Below are 22,849 nucleotides of genomic sequence, written 5' to 3'. Positions count from 1 at the left end.
GTTCGTGGCTGACCCACTATTCTGCACATCCACGAATCGGTTATCTTTGAGACAGGAGTCACCTATGGAAAAAGCGCTGCTCCTAACGATGGGTATCGGGATCTTTGGCAGCGCACTGCTGACTGCCTGGTGTTTGTATTCGCGCTACTTGGAGATTAACGACAAAGAAAAATAACCTGAGTCAGCGATGTGCAAACCATCGACACCAGTGTGCAAACCACCTCTCATTTTGTCCGCACACTCCCCTTTAGAAAGCAACTTCTCAAACGCCGATGCGAGATCTCGCACAGCTTAAGGTTTCTCGAGTGGTATTATTTGTCCGGGATTTCAGTCAATAGGACCGAAACTCAGCGCCCGCACGGATGCCAGGCAAACGCGACACCTGCCCAGTGGTGTGACGCGCCAGGGAGACGCCTAGGGGTCTGCGCGGCAGAAGTATTTTGAGCAAGTGACCCCGCCGCGTCGAATCACAGTTCGGCCCGAGAACGTATCCACAATATCCAGCCGAATAGAGTCTCGATTCTCTCTATTCAGTCAGTCAAGACGGTTATCAGCGAATGCGTTATCGTAGTCCGATCACTCAGTACGCCCAAGGATCCCTCGGACCCTCTATTTCAGCCTCATCAGTGAACTCATCCGCCTGAGATTAAGCGACAGACAGACCAGATCCCATTCACCCTGCACGGCGTGAAGGCCCCGCAGACTGAACTGTCGGAAGCCCAGAACATGCTTGATCCAGCCGTTGACCGCCTCAACCAGATGCTTGCGCTGAGCGTAAACCGATCGCCCGGTTGCCGTGGCCAGCTTCCCGGCCATCCGGGCGCTGGCCGGATAACGGCTCGCGTCTATCTCTGAACTCTTCTTGCCCTCCCGGCGCAGCGAGACATAGCCGTCGATGCTTTTGTCTTCCAGGGTCTGTAGATCTTCTTCTTTACGGTAACCCGCGTCAGCCAGACACTGATCCGGATAGGTTTCCAGAGTGTCTTTTGCCTGATCCAGCAGTGGTATCAGACAGCCATTGTCACTGGGATTATTGCCCAGGTGGTTGGCGACAATCAGCTGGAATTCACCATCCACGGCCAACTGGCCGTTGTAGCATTGCTGGAACCCGTCCGCCGTTTTCATAATCCGGCTTTGCGGATCGGTAAAATTGCTCTGATCCTTGTCATCCGGAACCCCATAATCCCGCTTGAAGTTCGGGCCCCCGCGAGGTGAGCGCCGATCATCGTCCGGGGACCGACCCCGGGCCTTGTCCCGCTCTTTCTGGTCTGCTTCCAATTTCTCTTTGGCGGCACGAATCTTGTCCAGCCGCGCCTGCCGGTACTGAAGCTCTTCAGGCAGTTCATCACCCCGGTTATCCGGGCCGAACTGTCGGTCTTCCGACTGGTCTGTCTGACGCGCCTGACGACAAAGTGCATCGATCTCTTTCGATAAACGATCGTCTTCCTCGCCCATGCGGCCATAGCTCATGGCCTTGTGCTTGCTGGCATTAGCCCGAACCTTGGTGCCATCAATCGCCAGTGTTCCCAGCGTGATCAGCTCCGCTTCCCGGGCAATCCGGACCACCTGAATAAACACGGCCTTGAAGGCAACCAAATGGTGTTTGCGGAAATCACAGATCGTGCGATGCCTGGGGAAGTTGCCTGCCGCCAGAACCCGGAAGGCCACGTCTTCTTCCAGCTTCCGGGCGATCTTGCGTGAAGAGAAAACGCCGGTGGCGTAGGCGTAGATCAGAACCTTCAGCATCATTCGTGGATCGAAGGGCGAGTTGCGTCGGCCGTTGCCTTCGTAGCGGGCATAAAACGCGCTTAAATCCAGCTCCTCGACGACATCACTGACAAAATAGGCCAGATGCCCCTCAGGCAGCCACTCGTTCAGGCTCGGGGGAAGAAGCAGTTCCTGGCCAGGCGAATACGGGCGGAAAGTGGTTCCCATCAGTCATCCTGTTGCTGAAGAATTTTGATCTATTGTGCCAGAATGTAGCTTCTGCCGCGCAGACTCCTAGTTCCCATTTCCTCAAAGTCGGTTCACCATAACCCCAGATTATGCGCAGTGTAATTGGAAGACCACCAGAGCCTGAAGCGGGTTCCAGGGCACGTCCTTGTGCCGGTTTCGTTATTTTTTCTTCCGAGGCGATTTACTCTTTTCACCGACGGTTTCCCGTGGGTGTTTCTTGGCAAAGGTCTCGGTTACATAACGGCCCGTTACAGCGCTTCGGTATTTTTTGGACATGCGTCACCTCACATCAATGAAAAGATTCTAGCGATGCCGAGGGATGCCCTCGGCATCGTCCTCATTTAGCGGTTTGGCCAACCCCGGAAATGGGCGCAAACACGCGAAAGCGGTGCTGGGAAAGGGACTGGGTGCTGGAGTATGACATCCGTGGCTTGTTTGATCATATTGATCATGAGCTATTGCTCAAGGCTCTTGACCACCATTGCTCTGAATCCTGGGTGCTGCTGTATGTGAGGCGCTGGCTAACGGCACCGATGCAGACGAAAGATGGTAAGCAGGAACGACGGAACGTTGGCACACCACAAGGTGGCCCGTTATCGCCAGTTCTGGCAAACCTGTTTCTGCATTATGCATTGGATCGTTGGCTGACCGTTCGTCATCCGGATATCCCATTCTGCCGATATGCAGATGACGGAATACTGCGTTGTCGAAGTGAGCGTGAGGCTCAGTATCTGCATTCCCAGCTAGATATGCGTGAGGTGGACCCAATAGCTATTCACAGAGATGCCCAACAAACGAGTATACTGGCCTGTGTTTGTCCAGGCTGCTCGGATAAATCACCATCAGCTCCTTGCTAAGGCCAGGCTCACTCACGGGAATAGCCACCAGACTTCCATTTTGGACCTCCTCCCGTACAGAACTTTCAAGCACCAACGATGCGCCAAGTCCGACCTTAACCGCTTGCTTGACGGCTTCGGTGCTACCCAGCTGCATAGATACCGTCGGAAATGGCCCATGCTCACCGAAGTAGGTCGCCAAAAGCCGGCCAGTGCCGGTGCCGGGTTCGCCGCCGATCAGAGCCATGTTAGACAGCGTATCGCGGTCGATATCGGTTCGACGGGCTAACGGGTGACCAGGCGGAACGATTAGAACAACGGGCTCGTTACGCCACGCCTGAGCATGGAATCCGGGTAGATCATGCCACCACTCCATAATCGCCACGTCCAGCTCACCGTCCGATAAATGCCGTGCAATAGTCGGATTGGAATCTATTACCACATCCACCTCGGGCCCTACGCCCAGCTCCTTGTAACGACGGATGTAGGGCTGGAGCATATAAATCCCAATATTGGAGCTCGCCCCAACGCGAAGTCGAGCCTCCATAATGGAAGATCTCGCCTGCTCCTCCAGCCGGAGCAGACTTCGGGCAAAAGGCAACAAGGTTAAGGCAGCCCGGGTTGGCTCACAGCCAGAGCGCCCCCTGTGGACCAATAAAACGCCAAGTTGGTTTTCGAGTTTTTGAAGGTGCTGGGACAGTGTGGGTTGTGCGATGTCCAACTGGCGGGCTGCGGCCTGAAACCCGTTGTGGTCCAGCACCGCCACGAAACTCTTCAGCCAGACAAGATTCAGCATGGGCCGCTCTCGCGGCCACTGGGATCATTGATCGCATCACCCGGCCGCTCACCCCGAAGCACTTGCAGAATGTTCCGAGCAGCGCGTTGCTCGATAGCCAGACGCACCTGGCTGACTGCCGATCCGATGTGAGCAGTAAACAGCGTGTTGGGGTGGGCCCTGAGCCCCTGGGCGATCTCCCTCGGACGATCTTCTCTCGCCCAATCTTCCATCTCAAACACATCAGCGGCGTACCCCCCCAACTGACCGGATTGAAGCGCTTGCAGAACACTACCCTCATCCACCACAGATCCACGGCAGGGATTGATAAGGAATGCGCCCGGTTTCATTCCTGTTAGCGTTTCGCGATTAATGGTGTGGAGGGTTTGCTCATTGAGCGCCAGTGCCAGGATCACAATATCTGACTGGGCCAGCAGCATCTTGAGGGGAGTATGGGACAAACCCAGTGCCTGCTCATGCTGCACGGGTAAACGTTCCGGCTGGGAATAGATTAAATCCGCTCCCCATCCGTTCAGGCGCTGCGCCACCGCTTGGCCGATGGCCCCCATACCCACAATACCAATCCGTGAGCCTTCGATCCCCTGCCCATAGAAGCGTGGTGTCCAGCCAGTAAATTCACCGGATCGAACGAAGTGGTCCGCCGCCTTGACTTGTCGGGTGAGACTGATCGTCAGCCCGACCGTTAGCTCTGCAGTAGGCACGGTTAGCAAATCCGGTACAAATGTCAGCCAAACCCCATGACGCGTGCAGGCATCCACATCAAAGTTGTCATAGCCTTTCAGGGCTGCACCAATCACCTTCAAGCGCGGACACCCCTGTAGGAAGTCCACTCCAACTCGGTCTGGCATGAACGCCATCATCGCATCAGCGTCTGCAACGCGCGCAGCCACTTCCTCCTGGGGCAACGTGGCGCCGGATTGGTTGGTGACCAGCTCGCAATCTTGGGCAAGTTCATCCAGAACACTGTCATGGACCTTATGGGTTATCACAACCTTGGGTTTCATCGACGCTCCTTATTTGAATTTCTTACGAAGGCGGCCACTGAGACTGTCCACGACGGTGACCATCAACAAGATGACAATGAGAATGGCGCTGACTTCCTGATACTGCATGATTCTCAGCGAGCCCATCAATTCGAAGCCAATACCACCGGCACCCACCATGCCCATTACGGTCGAGGCACGGAAATTGTATTCCCAGCGATAAATGGACACGTCCGCGAACTGAGGAAGTACTTGTGGCAGCACGGCGTGATAGAGCACCTGCAAGCGAGTAGCGCCGGCAGCATCGGCCGCTTCCACTGGCGCCTCATCTACATGCTCAATCGCTTCGGCAAAAAACTTTCCAACCATGCCAATGGAGTGAAGACCGAGCGCCAGTACGCCAGGCAACGCCCCAAAACCAACAGCAGCCACGAAGATGATGCCCATGATTAGTTCCGGGACTGAACGCAAACCGTTTAAAAGGGTTCGAGTTACTTGGAACACCACCGGATGTGGAGAGGTGTTGCGCGCAGCCAGGAATGCCAGTGGCACAGACAAGGTTACTGCAATGGCAGTACCGGCAATGCTCATCGCAAGCGTGTCGATTAACGGCGACACCCAGCTGGCCACATTGGTGAAGTCAGGTGGAAGAGATTCGCCAATGAGTGTGCCTATGGCTGGCACGCCATTGGCAAGTGTATTGAAATTGAGCAGCCCTACGTACCAACTTGCGACAAAAATGATGAGCAGCACTAACAGCGACTGTCCGAGTTTTTTCCGCCAGCCTTTCGCGTGCTCATCCAGCACGGAGGCCGACGGGGCCGGCGACAGAGTCGCCGGTTCCGTCGTTGTATAGCTCATGGGGCACTCCTCACATTTTTGCGAAATCAAGATTGAGCAGGCCACCCATAGCGCGGATGACATCGTAATCTTCGTCGGTAATTGCCGCGAATCCCTCAGCCTTCAGGTTGTCGAGAATCTCCGGGTCATCGATCTGCAGAAAGGCTTTCTGAATGTTGCTCTTCAGCTCAGGGGCCAGGTTCGAACGCAGGGCCCAGGGGTATTGAGGAAAGTCACCGCTGTAGCCCAGCACCTTGACCTTGCTCCGATCAATCAAGCCGCGGTCCATCACATGCTCGAAGATAACTTCGGACAACCCTCCGGCGTCGGCATTGCCATTGGCGACGTTAACCGCAACAGCGTCATGGCTACCGACGAAATGAGCCTCATAGTCCTTTCCGGCTTCGAGCTCTGCCTTCTCAAGGAGTACGGTCTTGGGGATCAGGTGGCTGGAAGTGGATGCGCGGTCACCGTAGGCCATTTTCTTGCCTTTGATATCCGCGAAGGAGCCAACGCCAGAGTCTGCATTGGCAATAATGATGGAGCGATAAGTCGGCTTCCCGTCTACCACCATGGCGGCAAAGGGTTCAATGTCACTCTTACTCTTGGCCATCACATAGGACAACGGACCAAAGTAAGCCAGGTCAATTCGGCCAAAACGCATGGCTTCGATCATGGAGGAGTAATCGGTGGTAACAATCAGTTCTACTTCCTTACCAAGAGTGGTTTCCAGGTAATCCTTCAAAGGTTGGTTTCGCTTGATCAGTTCTGACGCGTTCTCATCCGGCAGCAAGGCAACTTTCAAAAGATCAGGGTCTGTATCTGCGGCATGGGCTGACCAATGGATGCCGAGCATCATTATCAGAGCCAGCAAAGAGTGAATCATTGTCTTCATTGTGCTATCTCCAGTACGTCTGTCGTTATCAGGGTGGTCTTAGGTTTATGGATGGCTGGTTTGCCTTCCGCAGCTACCACGCTGGGTGAACGGTGGTAAATCTCGTCCAGGTGTTTCGATTTCAGGTTTTCAGGAGCATCGTCAAAAACGATATGAGCGTTCGAAAGGCCGATGATCCGGTCTGCAAAACGCTGGGCGTATTCCAATTGGTGCAAGGAAATAACCGCGGTGATTCCATCTTCCTGACAAATATCGCGCAGTAGGCCGAGTACCTTTTCAGAAGTGGCCGGATCCAGGCTGGCAACGGGCTCATCGGCAAGAATCATGGATGGTTGCTGCACCAATGCTCTGGCGATTCCAACCCGCTGCTGCTGGCCGCCGGACAACTGATCTACTCGGGAAAGCGCTTTGTCAGCCAGACCTACGCGGTCGAGGCATTGCAGAGCCAACTCCAGGTCCTGCCGGGGCAGGGGAAGCAGGCTTCGCCAAGTACCGTGATACGCAAGTCTGCCTGTCAGCACATTCTGTAACGCGGTGTATCGTTCGATCAGCTGGTGATGCTGGAACACCATGGCGGTGCGGCTGCGGTGCTGTCGCAGGATTCTACGGTTGGTCAGTTCACCAAACTCGCCAGACACAACCTTCCCGGTTGTGGGCTTAACCAGGTGATTCAGTGAACGAAGCAGAGTGGATTTACCCGCGCCTGAAAGTCCCAGTAGCACGGTGAATTCGCCCTTGTGAAAGTGAACGTTGGTGGGTTTGAGCGCGAGGACGTTTCCCGGGTAGGTTACGCCCATACTCTCGACTCGAAGCATCACATTGGTTGATTGAGTTGGGGCCACAGGATCACCTTTTGCAATAAATAAGCTCGCCGTATTGCGAGTTACAATTGAACGGTAAAGCTGAGGGATGACACTGTCGTGTCACTGACGTGACAGGTTGATGAAGTGCTTTTGGTTCGCAAGGATTTTCCGAAGGGCTCTGTGAAATACATGGAGCTCAGCCAAAGTGGAACGAGCCACCCAGGAGCTTAAGCAACAAAAATTGCGTTCCACCGTCAGTCGGCGAATCTCACGGTACAGTTCGTCCGTGCTGAGTTCATCGAATTGCTTACCGACTATTGCGTATTCCGGCGAACGTGACCGGTCATTCCGGGGATCGTGACCGATTTGCACACGGCCATCACGCTGGAGTCGATTTTGTACTCTGAGCGGTCACGATGGGTCAACAGATTCCGTCTTTTGTGTTTTTGCTTTTCGCAGTGATTCCCCCTTCAGATTGAGCCGGTGAGCGCCGTGCAGGAGCCGGTCCAGGATGGCGTCGGCGAGCGTGGCGGAGCCGATGTAATCGTGCCAATGCTCCGTGGGTAACTGGCTGGCAATGAGAGTTGAACCCCTGCCGTGCCGGTCTTCGATCACTTCCATCAGGTCCTGTCGCTGTTGCGCGGTTACCTTCTGCATGCCCCAGTCATCCAGGATCAGCAGGTCGGTTTTTAGCAACTGGTTCATCAGCCGGGCATAGCTGCCATCGCCATGGGCGATGCGTAGTTGTTCGAACAGACGCGGTACCCGCAGGTAGCGAACTGAGAGGCCTTGCCGGCAGGCCTGGTTGCCCAGGGCGCATGCCAGCCAGGTCTTACCGCACCCGGTGGGCCCGGTGATGCACAGGTTCAGGGATTGGCGGATCCAGTCACAGCTGGCCAGTCCGGCCATGCGGGAGCGCTCCAGCCCTCTCGGGTGATGGTAGTCGATATCTTCAATGCAGGCCGGCACACGCAACCGGGCGGCCTTGAGCAGCCGCTCCAGTCGCCGGTTTTCGCGGTGCAGCACTTCGCGATCTACCAGCAGGGCAAGACGCTCCTCGAACGCCAGGTCGTGGGTGTCAGGCTGCGCCCGCTGTTGTTCCAGGGCATCGCACATGCCGGTCAGCTTGAGCTGGCGCAGGGTGTCGAGAGTGTTTTGAGTCAACATCAGTGTCTCCGGGATCAGTGGTAGTAGTGGGGGCCACGAACGTTGGTGTGAACGGGCAGATCGGCCAGTTCCGGTTCTTCCTCGGTCAGTGTCAGGGGAAGCTGATCCAGGCCCTGCTTCAGGATCGAGGTGATGCTCTGGTAGCTGGCCGAGTTGATGGACAGCGCCCGGGCACAGGCTTGCTCCAGCCGGTCACGGCTGTAACGTCGACTCAGGTTCAACAGCCCCAGGCAGGCCCGGTAGCCATGTTCGGGATGGGGGCGATCCTTGAGCTGTCGCTGCACCACGTCGAGCGTGGCGGGGCCGATGTCCGCGGCCCAGTTCAGGAACCGTCCGGGAGACCAGTTCTGATGGGCCTGGTGGGATTTGGGCATGTGCTCGGTCAGGGTGACGAAGCGGCTCTTGCCGTGGCGGGGATGCAACGCCACCCGCTGGCCCTTGTGCATGACTTCCACGGCGGTGTCGGTCACCCGTACATCCAGCTTCACGCCCACGAGAGCGTGAGGCACGCTGTACAGCCGTTTGTCGATCTCAATGTGGTAGTCGATGCCCGGTCGTGCCTTACGCCACTCGGCATAAACGTAGGGCGTTGCCGGCAGTGGCTTCAGTGCGGGTCGGTCCAGCGTTTCGAACAGACTCTGGCGGCTCTCGGAACGCCCCTGGAACCGGCGCTGGTTCAGCGCCGGTAGCAGTCCGGCGATGGCTGCGTTCAGCTCGGCCAGTGAGAAGAACGTTCGGTGCCGCAACCGGGCCAGGATCCAGCGTTCAACCAGCAGCACAGCGGCTTCGGCCTTCGCTTTGTCCTTGGGCTTGTAGGGGCGTGCCGGTAAGACTGCCGTCTGGTAATGGGCGGCCAGTTCCGCATAGGTCTCGTTGATCTGGGGCGTGTATCGGTCTGCCTTGGTGACCGCTGCCTTGAGATTGTCCGGAACCAGCAGTTCCGGCACGCCACCGTAGAACGCCAGCATGCGCTGATGGGAGGCGACCCAGTCCGGGAGGCTCTGGCTCCAGGTGGCCTCGGCGAAGGTATAGCTGGACGCACCCAGCACGGCCACAAAGACCTGGGCCTTGCGCATCTCGCCAGTGCTGCGGTCCACCACCGGCACGGTGGGGCCGCAGTAATCGATAAAGATCTTTTCACCGGCCCGGTGGACCTGACGCATGCTGCGTCGCTGCCGGCCGCGCCAGAGCCGGTAGTGATGGCAGAACTGGCTGTACCGGCGAGCCTTGTCGCCGTGGCGCTCTACGTACTCAGCCCAGAGCAGTTGCAGGGTCACGCCCTTGGTCTTCAGTTCCTGATGGACCTGGAAGTAGTCGGGCTCGGCAAAGCGTTCGCGCGGCGTCTTGGCCGGGAACAGCTGGGCCTCTAACCGTGCTTCATCCGTGCCTTCCGGCAACGGCCAGGTGATGCCCTGCGCGGTGGCCAGGCTGACGTACTTGCCGACCACGCCCTTGGAGAGCCCGCAGGCACGGGCAATGCGTTCGTGGCTCAGGCCCGCTTCGTACTTGAGGCGCAAGACCTCGATGATTTGTCGCATGGAAATCCTCGCTGCCGGCATCTGCCCTTCCTCGTGATGAAAAAGGAAGGGGTATGCCGGATAAAGTTGAAGAATTCCAGCGTGTTGGCAGGGATTCCGGAGGAACGTGACCGGTGATTCCGGCATCGTGACCGGCGATTCCGGAAAACTACCCGAAATCGGTCACGATAAAACGGAATGAGCGGTCACGATCGCCCGGAACAGGCGGTCACGTTCAAACGGAATGGGCGGTCACGATGGGCCGGAATATGCAACTATACTCTTGCCTTCGAGGAGGTCGGACGCGCTCTCCAATAGGTCGCGCTTCCAGGTGCTGACTATGGTGGGGTGGATCTGGAAACGGGCAGCAATTCAAGGTGTGGCCTTAAGCGTGGGCAAAAAACTTCACCATTGGCCACGAGCTTGGCCATTATTGCCTACACAAAGACCGTAAAGAAATACGCTGTTCCGCAGAAGATATAGAGAATCTGGGCGGTCCGCCCCACGGGATAGATATTGAGCGAGAGGCGAATGTTTTTGCCTCAAACTTGTTAATGCCAACTTCGGATATTCGGGGACAGGTGGTTAACGCGAAAATTTTCAACCTTGAGCTGGCCGCTAGTCTCGCTGCCCGATATCACACTAGTTTGACAGCAACTGCTTGCAGACTTGTGGAGGTATCATTTAAACCATGTGCTATTGTGATGGTAGACAGTTGTAATCGTATTCTCTGGGGCTGGAGTAACCCCCACTTCCACAGTTTTTTTGCGGCTCGAGGGACCAAATTAAATCCAGTGCGGCTGTCATACGAAGGAGTCACATTAACATCTCAGGATCAACCCACCCTTTGTCCATCAGGGTGGGAAATTACCCTGTCAGCAGTGTCCTTAACAGCTTATGCTAAAACCCTCTTGTTCATTCAAGGAGAGTTCTTTGGAGATATGCCCTAAAGGTGCCAAGCTTACGCATTAAATCGTTTCTTCAATATTAAGGATCAGGGGTTACCCAGCTCATAATCTCTCGGCGCTGTTCCGTTAACAGCCTCAGTATCAAAAGTGCGAAAGCTTTTTGATTATCTTCATTATCCAAAATTTCCATCGACAGCTTTTCGTGATCCGTCATCGAATCCAGAACCAAATCGGTAAGCCGCTTCGGAAACAGCCCATGCATCACTTGATCCGTTGAATGGCTGTTTACCTGTGCCATCACTGCTTCATCCCGGCGAACCCGATCAGCAATGCCATTGGCAAAGTGCAGCTGGTCTTCATCACTGACTTCAGCACCGAAGATGTCATTTAACTTTTCGATGATTTCGGAGAGGCGCTTCATCTCTATATCATGAGGTTTTCCGGTGCCAACACCTGTAATCGGATCCAAGCCGTCCGGGTCATCCTCCCCCTCTAATCGCAGCTCATGCTCCTTTCGCTTGGTGATTCGGTAATGACTCAGTGCTAGCTCTGAGATATCAATTTCATCATCGTCCAAAACCTCCTGGCGCAGCAGTGGTAACAGGTGTTTTGAAAAAACACACAACTGCTCGAGCTCTGAATCCTCAAAAAATACGATCTGGGACAGGAACTCGTAGGTCCGAACAAAACTTCCAAGGTTTTTCTTGAACAGATCGAGCTGATCCAGACCTTCGTCAATCTCCTTCAAAGATGCGTCGGCCTGCTTCAGACCAATGGTATTCCCATCAGCCTCAGCCTGTTTCCGGGCCGCTCGGACCTGTGCTCGCTCGTCGTGAAGCAGCTTGTACCGCTTGTTGAAGCGCTCCCGGGCCGGTTGGCAGTAATAGCTGAGCTTGGAGGATTCTGCTTTGGGATCGAAGAACGCCCGCGCAAAGGCTTCTACTTCGTCCCAGTGGTACACCTGCTCGGCATCCAGAGCTTCCTGGATGTCATAAACCACCTGGGCGTCAGAAACCCCGGTCAGTTCAGCCTTGTTGTAGTACGGCAGGAAGGAGTCGAGGATGTCCTGAGCATCGTTGATGAAATCCAGGATGAAGGTTTCTTTGCCCGGGAACAGCCGGTTCAGCCGTGAGAGTGTCTGAACGCACTCCACACCCTTGAGCTTCTTGTCCACGTACATGGCGCACAGCTTCGGCTGGTCAAAGCCCGTCTGGTATTTATTGGCCACCAGCATCACGTTGTACTCGTCCGTCTCGAACGCCTTGGCGTGATCGCGGCCATTCAAGCCTGGGTTCAAAAGGCTGCTGGTTTCGGTGACTTCTTCCGGGATCACGTCATCGGGTGGCAGACTTCCGGAGAAGGCCACCAGGGGGTGAACGTCCTGATAGCCCTTGTCCTGGATATACTGCTGCAAGGCCAGCTGGTAACGCACGGCCTCCTGCCGACTGCTGGTCACCACCATGGCCTTGGCCTGGCCATCCAGCAGGTGCCGGACATTCTCGCGGAAGTGCTCTACGATCACCTCAACCTTCTGGCTGATGTTATAAGGGTGCAGGCGCACCCACTTGGCCAGTGTGGTTCGGGCCTTCTTGGAGTCGACCTCATCGTCCTCTGCGTCCGGGTGAGCCAGCTTCCAGGCGACGGCATAGGTGGTGTAGCGCCGTAGTACATCGATAATGAAACCCTCTTCGATGGCCTGTCTCATGGAGTACACATGGAAAGGCTCAGGCTTATTGGACTCACTTCGAGGCTGTGACGGATCCGGCTCACGGCCAAACAGCTCAATGGTTTTGGCCTTAGGCGTCGCGGTAAAAGCGTAGTAGCTGATGTCCTGACTAGGCTTTCGCGCAGAGACGGCAGCATCCAGCAGCTCTTCTGCACTGATTTCCTCTCCTTCAGGTAAATCACCACCCAGGATGGCCTTCAGCTTGGTTGCGGAAGAGCCAGTTTGCGAAGAGTGAGCCTCGTCCGCAATGACGGCGTACCGTCCGGACGCCAGTTTGGGATACTTCTCCAGCGCATCGAACAACGCCGGGAAGGTCTGGATGGTCACAATGATGATACGGGTCTGCTCGGCCAGAGCTTCAGCCAGCTGCTCCGATTTACTCTGGTTGCCCAAATCACGATTGATGGGTCGAACCACGCCCTGAGCGTGCTCAAACTGGTAGATGGTGTCCTGAAGCTGGCTATCCAGCACCGTTCGGTCGGTCACGACGATGACCGAGCTGAACAGCTTATTGCCCTCGTTATCGTAGAGCTGCGCCAGCTGATGGGCCGCCCAGGCAATGGAGTTGGATTTGCCGGAGCCCGCACTGTGCTGGATGAGGTAGCGCTTGCCGGCACCTTCTTCGCGGGTCGTCTGAATCAGATGGTTGACCACGTCCCACTGGTGGTACCGGGGGAAAATCAGGGTTTCCTTGGTCTTCCGGTTGCCATGGAAATCTTCTTCGGTTTTCTTTTCCAGGTGCAGAAAACGGCCAAGGACCTTAAGCCAGGCGTCTTTCTGGAACAGCTGCTCCCATAGGTAAGCCGTGGCGTAGCTACCCTCATCCTCGGCGCGGGGATTCCCGGCACCACCATCAGCCGTGCCTCGGTTAAACGGCAGGAAGAACGTGTCCTTTCCATTCAGCCGGGTGGTCATCGCCACCTCGTCCTGGCTGACCGCGAAATGGACCAATGCCCCACGCTTGAACGTCAACAATGGCTCCGGCTTACGTGTAACCGGATCCTTTACCGGGCGATCCTTTTTGTACTGGCGCTTGGCGTGTTCCACGGTCTGCTTGAACTCGCTTTTGAGCTCCAGTGTCGCCGTCGGAATCCCGTTCACGAAGAGCACCAGGTCGAGACGGGGATTGTAGTCACCGGTGCGGGCATGAGGCGAATAGGAGACTTCCTCGACCACACGTAACCGGTTGGCGTTGTATCGGCGCTCCGTGTCTGGGTTCATGCCGTGATCCGGCTTGAAGCTGCAGAGATCGACCTTTACACCCGGTACTTTGAAGCCATGGCGCAGCACATCGAGCGTGCCTTTCTTTTCCAGCTCCCGAACCGTTTTCTGGATGAGCACTTGTTCCGGGTTCTGCGGGTTGCCCTTACAGAACTTTTCCCAACGATCTGGCCAAGCCTTCTGGAAGTAACCGATCAGGTCTTCCGGATACAGAGCTTGCACCTTGTCGTAGTCCGACGCCTTGCCTACCAGCCAGCCCTGGTCGCTCAGGGTCGTAATGATGTCGTTTTGGAATGCTCTCTCTCGGCTGTCAGCCATGACTACTCCTTGTATCCTTCAAACCTTTCGGCCCGCCGCAGTCTCCTCGACCCCTAGCTCGCTCGCCCCTTCGTTCAAAACCATACTATCTGCCGGCGGTTGCCAATTCCGAATATCAATCTTCCCTGTAACGGCAGCAGAAATTAAAGAAGAACGACGTTCTTTCATTAACAAAACAGCGCTCTCCGCTTCCTTAATTAACGTGTTCATTGGATCAATTTGACGCCCAATCCACTCGTTAATCTCAATTTGCTCTTTAATCGGAGGAACAGGAATTTTAAATGAAGCCAATGTGCCGAGATAAATACCTGGTTGGGCTGAAAAACCCGCATATTCCCACAAGAGGCTCTGAAAGCCTGCACTTTGAAAAACCCAGTGCAGCCAGTGTGGGTTTAGCTTCGATGCGTCCGCGCGAAATAATGCCAAGCTACGCTGGATGTGAAAGTGTCCCATAGCATCAGAAATTATTGCCGTTTTACCAAGCGTTGCACCAACAATAGCTAGCAAAACGTCTCTTTGCTGTGGCGTGAAAGATCGACAAAGAGCGACGTAATCGTTTTCAGAAATCTTCGAATCATCCGAGCGCCTAACGAATTCTCCGCCCACAATATTCCGGACGCTGAGCAGAGGTATTCCTTCCGAAACGCGCGGAGGAGGTAAATGCGTACCATCTTTAACGAGGGAGCAGAACCGCTTGATTGAGCTGCTCGTCCAATGCGCCGGCACACGCCCAAGCCACTCCACCCCGGAGTCCTTCATCGGCACATCCGGCTTCAGGCCCTTGGTTACCGCGTGAGAAATTACCGCCTGGCGCTTTTCCTGAAGCAGCCCTATCAGGCGTTCCTGCTCGCGGATCAGGCCGTCGATTTTGGCGGTTTCGTGGTCTAGAAAGCGGGCGATTTGGGTTTGTTCGTTGAGAGGAGGCACAATAGCCGTAAGTCGACCAAATACCTCGGGATACAGCCTCAGGCGAGAATCAATAACGCCAGATGAGAAGGTTTTGAAGTAACCGATGTATTCATTGCTGCGTAGCAAGTAATGGTAATAAAAGGGAAAATCATCTCTTACGAGCCGGAACACGGCATAAGCAGGGCTGACGATCCCCCGATAGTTTGTCACGCCAAGTCCGCGCTTCCACGCAAGCATAATGTTCATTACCAAGTCACCCTCGTCGCAAAGCTTATAGCCCTCCAACGATTCGGCTCTGCTAACCCGGATTTCTCATGAGAGGGTAGCGTAAGGAGGAAGGGAGCGGCTGAAAGTGCTATGGTTTCAGGACCTTACACCATCACCACTGAACCAACAGCCGCTATCCAAAATGTTACCTGAAAAACTGACCTTCTCGCCACTCTCTCGCCGCCAAATTGAAGCCGATTTCTCCGGTGGTCATATCACCTCCGATGCAGGGTTGCTCCTGCTTCGGGAAGTCGACAAACAGCACCGTCTGACTCAGCGCCTGGCCTCGGTGCTTAACGATTCACGGAATCCAGTGCTGGTTCGCCACAAGCTGGAAACCATGACTCGGCAACGGGTCTTCGGCGTGGCTGCAGGATACGAAGATCTGAACGATCATGAAGCGCTGCGTTTTGATCAGGCTCTGCAAACCGCGGTCGGCAAAGAGCGCGACTTGGCCGGCAAGTCCACGCTCTGCCGAATGGAGCAGCAAGTAACCCGTCAGTCGGTGGTCAAGGCCCACGAATTGCTGTGGCAGCATTTCATCGAACAGCACGAGACACCGCCGAAGGAAATCGTGCTGGATTTTGACGGTACCGATATCCCCGTTCATGGCGACCAGCCCGGCAAGTTCTTTAACGCTTATTACGACCACCACTGCTACTTTCCGCTGTACGTGTTCTGCGGCCGTCACCTGCTGGTGAGCTACCTGCGCACCAGCAGCCGCAGTGACAGCCGCCACAGCTGGGCCATTCTGGCCCTGCTGGTAAAGTTCATCCGGCAATATTGGCCCGATACACGCATCGTGTTCCGAGGTGACAGTGGCTTCTATCGGCCTCGCCTATTGAGCTGGTGCGACCGGAATAATGTGGATTACCTGGTCGGCATCAGCAAGAACAGCCGGTTGCTCAAGGATGTGGAAGCGCCTTCACGACTGGTCCGGGACACGCACCAGAAAGTCGGTGAAAAAGTCTCTGCCGTTTACCGATTCCGCTATCAGGCGCGTTCCTGGAAGTTCCCTCGCTGGGTGGTGGCCCGCCTGGAAGAAGGCGAGCTGGGTTCCAACCCTCGCTTCGTCATCAGCTCCCGCTACGATGACGGCTTCAAGCTCTACTACGAGCAGTACTGCGCCCGAGGCGATATGGAAAACCGGATCAAGGATCAGCAGTTGTACCTGTTCGCGGATCGAACATCGAGCGTCCGGTGGTGGACCAATCAATGGCGGCTGATCTTGTCCGGCTTCGCTTACACCCTGTTCGAGCGATTACGAGCGCACCTGAAAAAGACACCCTTCGAACGAATGAGTGCTGGCAATCTGCGACTGAAGCTGATCAAGGTTGGCGCAGTCATCATCCGCAATACCCGTCGAGTCCGGGTGCTGATGAGTGACGCCTATCCTTACAAGCACGAACTCACGGATCTGGTAAGTCGCCTGGTTCCGGGATAGATGCTCGGGCTCCCCCGGCCCGACGCAATGGGGGAAAGGGGGCAGTATGTCCGGACAACAGAAATTGATCAATTATCAGGCTGTGATGGCTTCATCTGAGCGGTCATGGCGGTAAACCGCTCAGTCTGCGAGACTGGCTGAGTAGCTATGAGAAATCCGGGCTAAGGTGTTCGCCCTCATCAATCTTTTGTGATCGTGGCTTCACTCCGTAATACTCCGAAACCGAGAGCAACTCCTCTTCACCTGTTGTTGAGCGTTCGTTTACCTCCCCAAACACCTGTTTAAATCGCAGAACGTCCCAGTGTGACGGCACTTGGTCAAGCCCCACGAAGCCAGCATCCTTGTAACTCGAATACATCTGAAAAGTCATGCAGACAACTCCTCGATCATCTGCTTGATCCGGTCCGTACATTGCTTCAGATCAGCATCGATATCTTCCAGCGGACGCGGCGGCGTGAACTCATAGAAGTGCCGGTTAAACGGAATCTCGAAGCCCACGATGCCTACTTCACCATCTCTGTCGTCCCGCTTCGACTCGTCGATCCAAGCATCCGGCACATGGGGTTTCACTTCCCGCTCAAAGTAGTCATACACAGACTCTGCTAGGGGCACGTTCTCATAGTCCCGGAGACCCGTGTCGGCTTCTGGATTGCCTTTGCTGTCCGTGCAAATATCCGCCTCTGGGTCGCGCTCACTCAAGGCATTGAGCAGGGCTTTCAGTTGAGGCGCACTCAGGTACACCTGATGATCGGTGAGCGAAGCCTTCAGGGCCTTCTGGAACTGCTTGCGATTCCGGTAGACCGTCTTGGCATCCATAGCACGACAGGCAGCGTGGATATTGCCCTGGTCTTCCTGATCCATTTTCAGGATGGCTTTTTCATCCGCAATCCGAGCGATGCGCTCTTCTGAAGTCTGGAAGTTCAGCTGCAGCGGACGCTCCACCGTGATACGTCGGTAACCGAAGGCTTCGATGGGGAAGGTTTTACTTTTCTTGGTTTCCTGGAAGTCCCCATACATCCGCACGATCTCGTCCTGGTCGGACTCGCTGACAAACTGGCGCTTACTGCCAAGGGACTTACGCATTTTGGTCGCCCGGTCAGTTGCATCGATCAGTTGGACCTTGCCTCTGCGTTCGGCCGGTTTGTTGTTGGAGAGCACCCACACATAGGTGGAGATGCCGGTGTTGTAGAACATATCCGTGGGCAGGGCCACGATGGCCTCGACCATGTCGTTCTGCAGCAGATAGCGCCGGATTTCAGATTCGCCACTGCCAGCACCACCCGTAAACAGCGGGCTACCATTGAGAATGATGCCGATCCGGGCCCCGCCATCACGCGCATCTCGCATCTTGCTGACCAGGTGCATCAGGAACAGCAGGGAGCCATCTGAAACGCGGGGTAAACCAGGTCCGAAACGACCATCGAAACCACGGTGTTTGTGCTCGTCGGTGACCTGCTTCTGAACCTTTTTCCACTCCACACCAAATGGCGGGTTACTGAGCATCAGGTCAAACTTGTTGGCAGCCAGCTGGTCATCAGACAAGGTATTCCCCAGCTTGATATTGCTGACTTCCTGCCCCTTGATCAGCATATCTGCCTTACAGATTGCGTAAGACTCAGGGTTCAGCTCCTGGCCGTGCAGGGAGACGGTGACATTCTCGCTGATCTGCTGAATGTACTCGTCGCCTTCGGACAAGAACCCACCGGTACCCGCCGTGGGATCATAGATGGTCACAATGCTGTTGGGCGAGAGTCGGTTCTCCTGTCCGGTGAGGACAAGAGAAGTGGTCAAGTGAACGATGTCCCGGGGGGTGAAGTGCTCCCCGGCAGTTTCGTTGGAGCTCTCGGCGAACTTACGGATCAATTCTTCGAAGATGATCCCCATACCGAAGTTGCTGATGGTTGCCGGGCTCAGATCGATACTGGCAAACCGCTGAACGACTTGATAGAGCAAGTTGTTGGAGCTGAGCTGCTGAACGAAGTCCTCGAAATGGAAATGTTCGAAGATCTCCCGGGCGTCCTGGCTGAACGACTGAACATAGCTCATCAGATCGTCGGCCGTCTGGCTGTCAGATAGGGTAGCCAGACTCAAGGGGGAGGCATTGAAGAATTGCTGATCGGCAGCCCGGAGCAAAAGCTTCTCGCGAACTGCATCCGGTTTGGTCTGGTGTTCCTGGGCCGCGGAGAGTACCTGAGCCTTCGTTGGCTCCAGCACACACTCCAGACGACGCAGCAGAGTAAACGGCAGAATGACGCGCCCATATTGGCTCTGCTTGAAATCACCGCGCAGGAGATCGGCAACCGACCATATAAAAGCGGCGGTTTGGGAGTGGTTGGTTTTGTCGTCAGTCATCCGTGGAGCTCCAATACAGCATGTTGTCGGGCGGCGCTTATCTCAGGCAGCCAATCCAATTCTTTTTAGTGATGCGTTCAACGTCGTTCGAGTTACACCGAAGTGAGCCGCAACTTCTGTTTTCGTGATTTGAGGGTCAGAGAGCATGGCCGCTGCTTTACGGATATCTGAGTCGGACATTGATGGTTTACGCCCACCTTTACGTCCCCTCGCCCTGGCTGCCTGAAGACCAGCCTTTGTGCGCTCTCTAATCAGATCATGCTCGAACTCATGCGTAAACCGCTGAAGGTTGCCACCCATTCCACGTGAAGCCTGCCACCCGGACCGGAGCAAGGCTGCCACCCATCGGAGCGTAGCGACGCGGGGTTTCTCTTCTTACTCCGAAGTCTCAGTGCCCGTCAACTTTGCCTGCTGTTTTCGCATGGATTCGCCCCGCAGATTGATCTTGTAGGCGTTGTGTACGAGCCGGTCCAGGATGGCATCTGCCAGAGTGGCGTCACCGATGATGCCGTGCCATTCCTCGATGGGTAATTGGCTAGTGGCGATGGTGGAGCGCCGGCCATGTCGGTCTTCCAGCACCTCCAGCAAGTCCCGCCGGTTCTCCGCGCTCAGCTTCATCAGCCCCCAGTCATCCAGGATCAGCACGTCGACCTTGGCCAGGCTGGTCAGGAGCTTTGAGTATTGGCCATCGCCCTTGGCGATGGTCAGCTCTCGTAGCAGCCGGGTCAGGCGGACGTACTGGGCGGTGTAACCCTCCCGGCAGGCCTTGTGTGCCAGAGCACAGGCCAACCAGGTTTTCCCGACGCCAGTCGGGCCGGTGATGAGCACGTTCAGGTGTTCCTTCACCCACTGGCAGCTGGCCAGACTCTGGACAAGCCCTTTATCCAGGCCCCGTGAGTTCCGGTAATCAATGTCTTCGAGGATGGCGGCGTGTCGCAGCTTGGCCCGGCGCAGGCGGCTGCTCATGCGTCGGTTGTCCCGTTCCGTCATTTCCCGGTCGACCAGCAGGCCAAGGCGCTCCTCGAAGCTCAGGTCGGTAATGTCGGGGGTGGCCGATTGATCCGCCAGGGCGGCGGCCATGCCGGTCAGTTTGAGGGCGTGGAGCTTATCCAGCGTGGGATGTTTCAGCATGTCAGGTTCCTTCAGTGGTAGTAGGCGGGGCCACGGATGTTGTCGTGTGTGTCGGGTAAGGCCAGTTCTTGTTGCTCTTCCAGGGGCTGCTCATCCAGGCGGTGCTTGAGGATGGATTCGATGCTCTTGTATCGGCAACTGCCCAGCATCAGGGCGCGTTGGCAGGCACGTTCTAATCGTGCCTCGCCGTAGCTCTGGCCCAGCCGGAGAATGCCCAGACAGGACCGATAGGCCTGTTGCGGATGCTTTCTTGCCCCCAGCGCGGTACGGATAAGCTTTTCAGTTGCCGGTCCAGTCTTGGCTGCCCAGGCGGTCAGTCGCTCTGGGGTCCACTCGCCGGCTTGGCGATGGGACTCCGGCATGTGAGCGGCGATGGTGCTATGCCGACCCTTCTGATCCGAACGCCGGTGGCTGGCGATCCGGTTGCCCCGGTGGAAGCATTCGATGGTGTTGTGGGTGATCCGGACCTCCACCTCTTTCTTGATCAGGGTGTAGGGCACCGAGTAGTAGTGCCCATCGATGGCCACGTGGTAGTCGATGTGTACCCGGGCTTTTTTCCACTCGGCGTAGACATACGGCTCGGCGGGTAGCGGTTGTAGAACCGGCTGGTCCAGCTGTTTGAAGTGATCAAGCCGGCACCCGGGCAACTTGCGGAAGGGGCGGCTATTGAGCTTCTCCAACAGCTCACGGATGGTGGCGTTGAGCTGCCCCAGGGAGAAGTGCTGACGATGGCGCAGGGCCGCCAGGATCCAGCGCTCAACGATCAATACGCCACCTTCCACCTTGGCCTTGTCACGGGGCTTGCGAACCCGTGTGGGGACAACGGCCACGCCATAATGGCTAGCCATATCCTGATAGGTCGGATTGAGATCCGGCTCGTAGCGATGGGCCTTGCTGACGCCGGAACGGAGGTTATCCGGAACCACCAGTTCCGGCACGCCGCCCAGGAACTCGAAGGCTCGGATGTGAGAGCCGATCCAGTCCGGCAGGGTCTGGCTCCAGGTGGCCTCGGCGTAGGTGTAATTGGACGCACCCATCACCGCCACAAAGACTTGCGCCTCATGGATCTCACCGGTGGTGCGATCAATGACGGGCACCGTGTGCCCAGCATAGTCCACGAACAGCTTTTCACCGGCTCGGTGGTCCTGACGCATCACCAGATCCAGCTTGCCCTGCCAGGCCCGGTAGTGCTCGCAGAACCAGCTGTACTGGTAGCCATCCGGATTGGCTTCCCGGTACTCCTGCCAGAGCAGGAACAGGGTGACGTTCTTGCCCCGGAGTTCATCGTGGATTCGCTTCCAATCCGGAATGCCTCGGGCCTGTGCCGGCAGATCCGGTGGTGGCGGGAACAGCCGTTGCTCCAGCTGGGCTTCACTCAGATCCTCTGGCAGCGGCCAGCCAAGCTCCGCCTCAGCAGCACGCCGCAGATACTCGCTCACAGTGGGGCGACTGATGCCGCAGGCTGCGGCAACCTGCCGGTTACTCAGCCCTCGCTCCCACTTGAGGCGAAGGACTTCTTTGATTTTACGCATGGATAACCTCATCGCTGGCATCTGGCCCTCTCCGGATGAAAAGGAGCAGAGTACCGTTAGTTATCCCGCGCCGGACGTTTTGATGGGGAAATCAGGCAGCCTGCCAGGGTGGCAGCTTTGCCGTGGAATCAGTGGCAGCTTTCGCGTGGAATGGGTGGCAGGCTTCGTCTGGAATCAGTGGCAACCTTGGTCTGGAATACGCAAACTCAGCCAATGCGCCGAAGATATGGAACACCAGGCGTCCGCCTGAGTTGGTTGTGTCGATTGCCTCGGTAAGTGATTTGAAGCCAACTTCTCGATCATTCAGATCCTGGACGATCTCAACCAGGTCTTTCAGTGAGCGTGCCAGCCGATCCAGCTTCCAGACGACGAGAACGTCCCCTTTCCGGAGGGTACGAAGGCACTGCGACAGCTCGGGTCGCTCGCGAAGTTTGCCGGTAACCTTTTCCTGGAAGATCTGCTCGCACCCAGCTTTTTCCAAAGCGTCCACCTGAAACTCAGAGTTCTGATCCTGAGTACTGACACGCGCATAGCCTATGATCATTAAACGCACCTTTTCTAATCATAGTTTTTTGTACGTGATTTATGGACAGAAAACAACGGAAAATTGCAGGTTTTCAAGGGAGAGCTCTAGGCGTCCAACAAACGACCGTTTTCTGTAGTGAATAATTGTTTCGCTTTGAGGGTTAAATGAAAACGGACTCATCGAGTTTCAGAGGATAAGCACAACGCACCATTGAGCTTTTACGCCTGCTTAACGAGACGGACATGGGACCACTGCACGTGCCCAAATATTGCACAACAATTCTGCCTTTGAACTCCCTATGAATGCTATTTTGTGCACTCGATCAGGTTCTTTTCCGAAGCTGCGAAACTGGTTGATCAAGCATCGACTGGGTCAACCCATGCATATCAGCGTTTGCCTGCCAAATGAGGAAGCGTTCAACGAGCTTCTGATTGATAGCCTTGAGCTTTTGATTGGTTTCGGTCAGCTCTTCGATGCGCTTATTCGCCTTGTGAATGTCACTTATCCATCCCGGTTTTTCCATCGGGGCCTTCAATGCGGCTTTGCGGTTCTTCATCGCCATATCGACGGCGGGCAGTTTCATTAGGGACTGCCGAGCGCGACTGATACCCAGTTTTTCTTTGCACGCGTCTACGAGTAACGGCCACGTTAACTTTGGCTCCTGCCATTCCTCAATTAATTTGATGATGCGCTTTACATCCCTCTCCGTTAAGTGCCCCATC

General features: G+C 55.8%; 19 protein-coding genes and 1 pseudogene. 3 read left to right on the top strand and 17 right to left on the bottom strand.

Features of this window, described 5'->3' with window-relative positions:
* Positions 1–609: 609 nt before the first annotated feature.
* A complete protein-coding gene (locus ACP86_RS13650; RefSeq protein WP_053112091.1) occupies positions 610–1,935 on the bottom strand; it encodes an IS1182 family transposase in 1,326 nt (441 codons plus the stop codon).
* A gap of 386 nt (positions 1,936–2,321) precedes the next feature.
* Here ACP86_RS13650 and ACP86_RS22170 point away from each other — a divergent pair, with 386 nt between their 5' ends.
* Complete coding sequence (locus ACP86_RS22170) at positions 2,322–2,813, top strand: reverse transcriptase domain-containing protein (RefSeq protein ID WP_094182553.1); 492 nt, start codon at positions 2,322–2,324, stop codon at positions 2,811–2,813.
* Here ACP86_RS22170 and ACP86_RS13645 read toward each other — a convergent pair.
* The 7 genes from ACP86_RS13645 to istA (ACP86_RS13615) form a co-directional block, all read right to left on the bottom strand.
* Positions 2,728–3,588, bottom strand: coding sequence for a LysR family transcriptional regulator (locus ACP86_RS13645; RefSeq protein WP_011783503.1), 861 nt, complete (start codon positions 3,586–3,588; stop codon positions 2,728–2,730). The two genes, ACP86_RS22170 and ACP86_RS13645, sit on opposite strands and share 86 nt — an antisense overlap.
* Positions 3,582–4,592: a phosphonate dehydrogenase gene (locus ACP86_RS13640; RefSeq protein WP_053114412.1), complete on the bottom strand. Its 1,011-nt coding sequence runs from the start codon at positions 4,590–4,592 to the stop codon at positions 3,582–3,584. The genes ACP86_RS13645 and ACP86_RS13640 overlap by 7 nt, the downstream gene beginning before the upstream one ends.
* Positions 4,593–4,601: 9 nt before the next feature.
* The gene (phnE, locus tag ACP86_RS13635; protein WP_053114411.1) at positions 4,602–5,432 is read right to left on the bottom strand and encodes a phosphonate ABC transporter, permease protein PhnE; all 831 of its coding nucleotides are present in this window, start codon (positions 5,430–5,432) and stop codon (positions 4,602–4,604) included.
* A 10-nt stretch (positions 5,433–5,442) separates the two neighbouring features.
* On the bottom strand, positions 5,443–6,306 hold the full coding sequence (gene phnD, locus ACP86_RS13630) for a phosphate/phosphite/phosphonate ABC transporter substrate-binding protein (protein ID WP_026949876.1): 864 nt from the start codon (positions 6,304–6,306) through the stop codon (positions 5,443–5,445).
* The gene (gene phnC, locus ACP86_RS13625; RefSeq protein WP_376788054.1) at positions 6,303–7,148 is read right to left on the bottom strand and encodes a phosphonate ABC transporter ATP-binding protein; all 846 of its coding nucleotides are present in this window, start codon (positions 7,146–7,148) and stop codon (positions 6,303–6,305) included. Before phnC ends, phnD begins: the two co-directional genes overlap by 4 nt.
* Positions 7,149–7,520: 372 nt before the next feature.
* Entirely contained in the window at positions 7,521–8,276 is a 756-nt protein-coding gene (gene istB / locus ACP86_RS13620) for an IS21-like element helper ATPase IstB (protein ID WP_011784510.1), read from the bottom strand.
* Positions 8,277–8,290: 14 nt separating this feature from the next.
* Positions 8,291–9,835: an IS21 family transposase gene (gene istA / locus ACP86_RS13615; RefSeq protein WP_318256802.1), complete on the bottom strand. Its 1,545-nt coding sequence runs from the start codon at positions 9,833–9,835 to the stop codon at positions 8,291–8,293.
* Positions 9,836–10,203: 368 nt separating this feature from the next.
* Here istA (ACP86_RS13615) and ACP86_RS23710 point away from each other — a divergent pair, with 368 nt between their 5' ends.
* A complete protein-coding gene (locus tag ACP86_RS23710) occupies positions 10,204–10,743 on the top strand; it encodes an ImmA/IrrE family metallo-endopeptidase (RefSeq protein ID WP_082220563.1) in 540 nt (179 codons plus the stop codon).
* A 37-nt stretch (positions 10,744–10,780) separates the two neighbouring features.
* Here the strand turns inward: ACP86_RS23710 and ACP86_RS13610 are convergent, their stop codons facing one another.
* Positions 10,781–13,966 (bottom strand): type I restriction endonuclease subunit R, encoded by a 3,186-nt coding sequence (locus tag ACP86_RS13610; protein WP_053114407.1) that lies wholly within the window; start codon positions 13,964–13,966, stop codon positions 10,781–10,783.
* 18 nt (positions 13,967–13,984) lie between these two features.
* Complete coding sequence (locus tag ACP86_RS13605) at positions 13,985–15,121, bottom strand: restriction endonuclease subunit S (RefSeq protein ID WP_141201815.1); 1,137 nt, start codon at positions 15,119–15,121, stop codon at positions 13,985–13,987.
* Between the two features lie 163 nt (positions 15,122–15,284).
* Here ACP86_RS13605 and ACP86_RS13600 point away from each other — a divergent pair, with 163 nt between their 5' ends.
* Positions 15,285–16,586 carry an IS1380 family transposase gene (locus tag ACP86_RS13600; RefSeq protein WP_053114403.1) on the top strand — a complete coding sequence of 434 codons (1,302 nt, stop codon included), beginning with the start codon at positions 15,285–15,287 and terminating at the stop codon, positions 16,584–16,586.
* 145 nt (positions 16,587–16,731) lie between these two features.
* Here ACP86_RS13600 and ACP86_RS13595 read toward each other — a convergent pair whose 3' ends face one another.
* The 7 genes and pseudogenes from ACP86_RS13595 to ACP86_RS13570 all read right to left on the bottom strand — a co-directional run bounded on the left by ACP86_RS13595 (position 16,732) and on the right by ACP86_RS13570 (position 22,848).
* Entirely contained in the window at positions 16,732–16,956 is a 225-nt protein-coding gene (locus ACP86_RS13595; RefSeq protein WP_053114401.1) for a hypothetical protein, read from the bottom strand.
* Positions 16,953–18,938: a type I restriction-modification system subunit M gene (locus tag ACP86_RS13590; RefSeq protein ID WP_053114399.1), complete on the bottom strand. Its 1,986-nt coding sequence runs from the start codon at positions 18,936–18,938 to the stop codon at positions 16,953–16,955. Before ACP86_RS13590 ends, ACP86_RS13595 begins: the two co-directional genes overlap by 4 nt.
* A gap of 42 nt (positions 18,939–18,980) precedes the next feature.
* A pseudogene (locus tag ACP86_RS22155) lies at positions 18,981–19,208 on the bottom strand (helix-turn-helix domain-containing protein); the annotation flags it as partial.
* A gap of 105 nt (positions 19,209–19,313) precedes the next feature.
* Positions 19,314–20,069 carry an IS21-like element ISSpu5 family helper ATPase IstB gene (gene istB / locus ACP86_RS13585; RefSeq protein WP_008170042.1) on the bottom strand — a complete coding sequence of 252 codons (756 nt, stop codon included), beginning with the start codon at positions 20,067–20,069 and terminating at the stop codon, positions 19,314–19,316.
* Positions 20,070–20,080: 11 nt separating this feature from the next.
* Complete coding sequence (istA, locus tag ACP86_RS13580; protein WP_053114397.1) at positions 20,081–21,622, bottom strand: IS21-like element ISSpu5 family transposase; 1,542 nt, start codon at positions 21,620–21,622, stop codon at positions 20,081–20,083.
* A 70-nt stretch (positions 21,623–21,692) separates the two neighbouring features.
* Complete coding sequence (locus tag ACP86_RS13575; RefSeq protein WP_227507719.1) at positions 21,693–22,145, bottom strand: recombinase family protein; 453 nt, start codon at positions 22,143–22,145, stop codon at positions 21,693–21,695.
* A 304-nt stretch (positions 22,146–22,449) separates the two neighbouring features.
* Positions 22,450–22,848 (bottom strand): hypothetical protein, encoded by a 399-nt coding sequence (locus ACP86_RS13570; RefSeq protein ID WP_053114395.1) that lies wholly within the window; start codon positions 22,846–22,848, stop codon positions 22,450–22,452.
* Position 22,849: the final 1 nt, after the last annotated feature.

Origin of the sequence: Marinobacter sp. CP1 (assembly GCF_001266795.1) — a bacterium.
GTDB classification, from domain to species: domain Bacteria; phylum Pseudomonadota; class Gammaproteobacteria; order Pseudomonadales; family Oleiphilaceae; genus Marinobacter; species Marinobacter flavimaris.
The sequence above is the reverse complement of the archived record's forward strand: the minus strand, read 5'-3'. Positions and strand labels throughout refer to the sequence as shown.

Bases quoted from the DNA above. Each gene is read 5' to 3' on its own strand.
- ACP86_RS13595 (WP_053114401.1), bottom strand. From the start codon at position 16,956: ATGACTTTTCAGATGTATTCGAGTTACAAGGATGCTGGCTTCGTGGGG.
- phnE (WP_053114411.1), bottom strand. From the start codon at position 5,432: ATGAGCTATACAACGACGGAACCGGCGACTCTGTCGCCGGCCCCGTCG.
- ACP86_RS13570 (WP_053114395.1), bottom strand. From the start codon at position 22,848: ATGGGGCACTTAACGGAGAGGGATGTAAAGCGCATCATCAAATTAATT.
- ACP86_RS13590 (WP_053114399.1), bottom strand. From the start codon at position 18,938: ATGACTGACGACAAAACCAACCACTCCCAAACCGCCGCTTTTATATGG.
- ACP86_RS13600 (WP_053114403.1), top strand. From the start codon at position 15,285: ATGTTACCTGAAAAACTGACCTTCTCGCCACTCTCTCGCCGCCAAATT.
- ACP86_RS13645 (WP_011783503.1), bottom strand. From the start codon at position 3,588: ATGCTGAATCTTGTCTGGCTGAAGAGTTTCGTGGCGGTGCTGGACCAC.
- istA (WP_053114397.1), bottom strand. From the start codon at position 21,622: ATGCCAGCGATGAGGTTATCCATGCGTAAAATCAAAGAAGTCCTTCGC.
- istB (WP_008170042.1), bottom strand. From the start codon at position 20,069: ATGCTGAAACATCCCACGCTGGATAAGCTCCACGCCCTCAAACTGACC.
- phnD (WP_026949876.1), bottom strand. From the start codon at position 6,306: ATGAAGACAATGATTCACTCTTTGCTGGCTCTGATAATGATGCTCGGC.
- ACP86_RS13575 (WP_227507719.1), bottom strand. From the start codon at position 22,145: ATGATCATAGGCTATGCGCGTGTCAGTACTCAGGATCAGAACTCTGAG.
- ACP86_RS13605 (WP_141201815.1), bottom strand. From the start codon at position 15,121: ATGAACATTATGCTTGCGTGGAAGCGCGGACTTGGCGTGACAAACTAT.
- ACP86_RS13610 (WP_053114407.1), bottom strand. From the start codon at position 13,966: ATGGCTGACAGCCGAGAGAGAGCATTCCAAAACGACATCATTACGACC.
- ACP86_RS13640 (WP_053114412.1), bottom strand. From the start codon at position 4,592: ATGAAACCCAAGGTTGTGATAACCCATAAGGTCCATGACAGTGTTCTG.
- istB (WP_011784510.1), bottom strand. From the start codon at position 8,276: ATGTTGACTCAAAACACTCTCGACACCCTGCGCCAGCTCAAGCTGACC.
- ACP86_RS13650 (WP_053112091.1), bottom strand. From the start codon at position 1,935: ATGGGAACCACTTTCCGCCCGTATTCGCCTGGCCAGGAACTGCTTCTT.
- istA (WP_318256802.1), bottom strand. From the start codon at position 9,835: ATGCCGGCAGCGAGGATTTCCATGCGACAAATCATCGAGGTCTTGCGC.
- ACP86_RS22170 (WP_094182553.1), top strand. From the start codon at position 2,322: ATGGGCGCAAACACGCGAAAGCGGTGCTGGGAAAGGGACTGGGTGCTG.